A 3,922-nucleotide genomic window follows, 5' to 3' on the forward strand; every position below is an offset into this window, starting at 1 on the left:
TGCTGGTAGTCTGGTTACTGGTGCGATCGCTGTTGGCTCTAGTTTAGTTGCTGGTGGTGTGGTTACTGGTGCGATCGCTGTTGGCTCTGGTTTGGGTTGTTGAGAAGATAGATTTGGTGATTCCGCTTTCTGCTGCCTTGGTTCTGGCTGAAATACCTCTGCTGGAGATGAGGCTAAGTCAAAAGGACTCTTGCTAGAGGCTTGTGCATCTGAATTAGCTGGCTTCACAGCCGAAATAGGTCTTTTCGGTAAAGCTTTACCACCTGCAATTGAATCTTTAGTAGCCCGGAATGAGGTTTTTTGGGGTATGTGTGTTTCATTGGGATAAACTTCAACTACCTCAATTGGAATCTCTTGCTTAGGCTCAGGCATAAAAGCTCTGAGCCAATATTTGCTCCCCATCAGTAAAGTAGAGTGTAGGAGGATAGAAGTAACTAGACCTTGGAGCATTTGCCCTGGACGCACGCTCCGATAGCGCTGAAATTCATGAGAAAAAGCCATGTTATTCTGCTTTCGCGTGATAGATAACAGCCTCAACAGTCTATTTACAGGGTACAAGCTTCTGTTGTTTACGGTTGTCTGAGTCTATGCCACTAATGTAAAAATGTGGTTTCAAGCTCGTACAAAAGAAAGTTAAATATCTCATTTATAACTGACGCGGTGTGCAACTTTCTCTCAAACCTAACCCCCAACCCCTTCCCTTATAGCCCACATTCCGCACCCTAACTATCATAAAAGGGTTTTTACGGAGAATTTGTCTCTTTAACAAGAGTAAAATCCTACCTACTTTGCGTAGATTGTCATATTTTTTACCTACTCTCAGTGAGATTTCGATTCTCAATAAGATGCAATAAATATTAGCTTTTGATTGATAGATAAAAAATTATTTATCCATGACTCTACCTAATTTATCATCATTTAAATATTCGGCTTTTACTCCTTTTCCGATTAGGTGTTCACAAGGCTTATCTTGAAAAAACTCTGGAAACATATATAAAGGACTGCTTACAAAACCCAATCCATTTAATATCATTGCTTTCACCACATGTCCGGGGCTGATTTTTTCTCCTGCCTCTTGACCAATTAATTCATTAATAATTTCTTGCCTTGCCTATAGAGTCTATAATCCCTGCTATTATACCCAAATGGTCTATATTTTGAATTTCGATTTCTTTCAGATTAGACATAGCGATAGAACAGAGTAAACAACATCTGTTCAAATTTTCATATTTTATGTACCTAAAAATCTATTTGCGTCCAAACTACAAGTTTTAAGCGTTCCGTGCATATACCTACTTTTTGACTTTGGCTTGGCTCAACAGTCTATTAATAGTAGCTATTCTCATTAAGTCTTAAAATACTACTCCCACCTATAGTTCATAAATACTATTTACTGAAAATTAGTTAAGTACTAATGAACTTGTGACAGTTAGGGTGCGGAATGTGGGTTAAATCATTTATCGATTTCGGGAGATGCTGAAGAGATTGTCTGTGGAGCGCGTTCAATTTCTACTATCGTTGATGAGATACAATCTTAATCAAAAAAGAAGCATAAAATGTAAGTTCGTTTAACTGCACAATATTTACTTGTTTGTAACACCTTCGTAGATGATTTCGGCGATTTGCTGTCACACTTTGAAGATCATAGTTTTCCAGGTTGGGTAAGCAGTGAATCGGCATCGCTAATTTTCCGATCCCAAATAAATATATAAAATTTCTGTAAAGTTTAAGTGTTATTCAGCGCAAAAACTTCTGGATTAATATATCAATTTAACTTATCAATTTTTAAATTTATTTCTTTAATAGAAAAGTATTTTCTTTAATAAAAGAAAATACTTTTTAACAAATAAATCTGATATTGGAACCTAACTGAACGACAATACTGCATTAGGCTAAAAAAGCTGCCAACGTTCACCAAAAAAATCAGTAGATTGGAGAAAAATATTTAATTAAAGTTTACCAACATATTTCAATCTATTATCAATCGCATTTATTAACATTTTAAAGATTTGATAAAGAAGTTGATGTAACCTTGTACTTCATTGATAATTAAATAACTACAGCCTCGGTTCAAAAAAATTTGGTAAAAGAACCAAAATATTTGATCTAATTACTTACCATTTTGGTAATCAATTAAGGGATTTTCAGGAAATAAATTATCTAATTTTGTAGAGTAGGCGTCTCGCCCGCCCGCAACCAAATGCGGGCTTTTCGAGTCAGCCCACAATCAGTAGTTGGATATTTTTTTCTTTAGAAGTTCCTAACCAAATAATTAATGTTTTCTAACTTAGATTACGCAAATTGCAAGTAATCTGCATTGAACTGATAAATAGTTCTTGGACTGAGGCTGAACTTACGTATTAGTGATAAATTCAGGAAAGATAATATGGCAATTATTTTCGGCACTACAGGTTCTGACACGAGAAATGGGACTTTGGGAAATGACACGATAGTTGGTTGGGCTAGTGGTGGTAATGCCAATAGTACCTCCGGTAACGATACCTTGAATGGTTTAGCTGGTAACGATTCCCTTGCAGGTGGGACGGCGAACGACAGTCTAATCGGTGGAGATGGCAATGACATACTTGATGGGGGCACAGGAAACGACACTCTAATAGGTGGTGCAGGCAATGACACCTTCAAAGGCAGTCAGGGTAACGACAGCATTGATGGCGGAGATGGCATTGATACCGCAGATTACAGTCAATTAGGTCAAAGCATTACCTTGTCAGGTGTCGGAACCATTCAAAAAGCTGGGGGATTGGGGCAAGACCTACTCTATAAAGTAGAAAAGGTTATTGCTAATGCTAATGTTGCCAACAATACCATAGATACATCACAATCTTTGCCTGGGGTATCTATCACCGTTAACCTGCAAACCCAAAGTTTGGCTGCCAATAATGTTCCTGGTTTGGGAACATTGTCATTTACTGCAATCAACTTTGATAATGTCATCGGCACAAATGCAAATGACATCATTGTTGGCGACAACCAAAATAACCAATTATCTGGTAATAACGGCAATGACACACTTGATGGGGGCTTGGGTACTGACACCTTGAATGGGGGAGCCGGCGACGACACTTACATTGTTGACAGTGCTGTTGACACTATTACAGAAGCTGCTAATTCAGGTATAGATAGCGTCCGGTCTTCTGTTACCTACACACTAGGCGCCAATCTGGAGAATCTAAAGTTGACGGGAACTAGCAACATTAACGGGACAGGTAACAGTCTTGACAACTTCCTCTTTGGTAATAGTGTTAACAACACTTTGAATAGCGGAGGAGGCAATGACACCCTAGACGGTAATTTCGGCAATGATATCCTCAATGGTGGCGACGGTAATGATAGTATACAAGGCGGGCCCGGCAATGACATACTCAATGGGGGGTCTGGAGACGACATCCTCATTGGTGTTTTTCCGGGTAGTCTGCTTCCACCTGGATTAGGGGAGCTTGATACCTTGACTGGCGGGGCTGGGGTAGATACATTTGTCCTGGGAGACGCTGTAAATGTTTTCTACGACGATAACAATAGTACGAATCCTGGTTTTGGGGACTTCGCTACTATTACTGACTTCGACTCTAGTGAAGATCGAATTCAACTCAAAGGAACTCCACAGGACTACCGCTTGCAAGCTGTTGGAGGTAACACACGAATATTCTCAGAGCAACCGGGACAGGCAGATGAGATCATAGGTATTGTGCAGGGGAAAAACAATCTCCAACTTCGTAGTGATGACTTCCTTTTCTATGAGCGGGAAGATGCTGGACAAAGTACAAACAACACACTGGGGAGCGCTGAAGGCTTAGGTTCCTTATCATCAGGCTCAAAAGTTAATATTTCAGGCGAGTTAGCAACAGCTCAATCGGGGGGCAATCCCGATGTTGACTTTTTTACATTTTATTTACCAAATTCA

The 3,922-nt window shown here is 39.4% G+C and carries 2 protein-coding genes and 1 pseudogene; 1 reads left to right on the forward strand and 2 read right to left on the reverse strand.

The window, feature by feature from the left end:
• A partial coding sequence (locus tag HWQ41_RS00185; protein ID WP_292758601.1) for a hypothetical protein occupies positions 1 to 372 on the reverse strand: 372 nt, incomplete at its 3' end.
• A gap of 514 nt (positions 373 to 886) precedes the next feature.
• Positions 887 to 1,187: pseudogene (locus tag HWQ41_RS00190) on the reverse strand (DUF4277 domain-containing protein); the annotation flags it as partial.
• 1,199 nt (positions 1,188 to 2,386) lie between these two features.
• Here HWQ41_RS00190 and HWQ41_RS00195 point away from each other — a divergent pair.
• Positions 2,387 to 3,922 (forward strand): calcium-binding protein (locus HWQ41_RS00195; RefSeq protein WP_292758603.1); only part of this gene is annotated, 1,536 nt, incomplete at its 3' end.

Origin of the sequence: Nostoc sp. NOS(2021) (assembly GCF_017115025.1) — a bacterium.
In the GTDB taxonomy this organism is placed as follows: Bacteria; Cyanobacteriota; Cyanobacteriia; order Cyanobacteriales; family Nostocaceae; genus Nostoc.